Source organism: Pseudomonas baetica (genome assembly GCF_019733355.1).
Classification (GTDB): domain Bacteria; phylum Pseudomonadota; class Gammaproteobacteria; order Pseudomonadales; family Pseudomonadaceae; genus Aquipseudomonas; species Aquipseudomonas baetica_A.
This window is the reverse complement of sequence record NZ_JAIHLQ010000120.1, coordinates 1-1,092: the sequence shown is the minus strand read 5'-3', so window position 1 is coordinate 1,092 and position 1,092 is coordinate 1. Positions and strand designations below refer to the sequence as shown.

Here is a 1,092-nt window from a genome sequence, read left to right as displayed (position 1 = left end):
CGTCGACACCACCAACCTGTCGCTGTCAGCGACCGGTACCGTGGCTGAGGGCGGCTCAATCGTCTACACCGCCACCCTGACCAACGCTGCTGGCTCGCCAGTCACCGTGACTCTGTCCAACGGCGCAGTGATCACCATCGAAGCCGGTAAAACCACCGGCACTGTGACTGTTCCAGCGCCTGCCGATGATGTCTACAAAGACGCCGGCAAAGTCGAAGCAACCATTGCCACCGCGACCGGCGGCAACTTCGAGAACCTGGTCCCGAGCGCCGTTCCGGCGGTTACCAACGTCACCGACACCATCGACACCTCGACCGTCAAACTGACGGCCGATACTTCCGTGGCTGAAGGTGGCACCGTCACTTACACCGCAACCGTCGATGCACCCGTCACTGGCTCGCCGGTCGTGGTAACTCTGGCCAACGGTCAGAACATCACCATCGAAGTCGGCAGAACCACTGGCACCGTGACCACCACCGCGCCTAACGATGCATTGGTCGGCCAGGCACCGCTGACCAACTCGATCACTGGCGTTAGCGGCGGCAACTACGAAGATCTGGTCGCCGATAAGACGCCAGTCAGCACCACCGTGACTGACACCGTCGACACCACCAACCTGTCGCTCAGCGCGACCGACTCGGTCGCCGAGGGTGGCTCAATCGTCTACACCGCCACCCTGACCAATGCCGCTGGCTCGCCAGTCACCGTGACTCTGTCCAACGGCGCAGTGATCACCATCGAGGCCGGTAAAACCACGGGCACCGTGACTGTTCCGGCTCCAGCCGATGACGTTTACAAAGATGCCGGCAAAGTCGAAGCAACCATTGCCACCGCGACCGGCGGCAACTTCGAGAACCTGGTCCCGAGCACCGTTCCGACGGTTACCAACGTCACCGACACCATCGACACCACCACCGTCAAACTCACCGCGACCGAGTCGGCTGCTGAAGGCGGCACCGTCACTTACACCGCCACTGTGGGTGCTCCGGTTACCGGTTCGCCTGTCGTGGTGACTCTGGCCAACGGTCAGAACATCACCATCGAAGTCGGCAAAACCACCGGCACCGTGACCACCACTGCGCCTAACGATGC

General features: G+C 62.0%; 1 protein-coding gene. It reads left to right on the top strand.

The features are described 5' to 3' along the window. On the top strand, nucleotides 1-1,092 hold a 1,092-nt coding region (locus K5E40_RS34320), incomplete at both ends, for an immunoglobulin-like domain-containing protein (protein WP_221734429.1).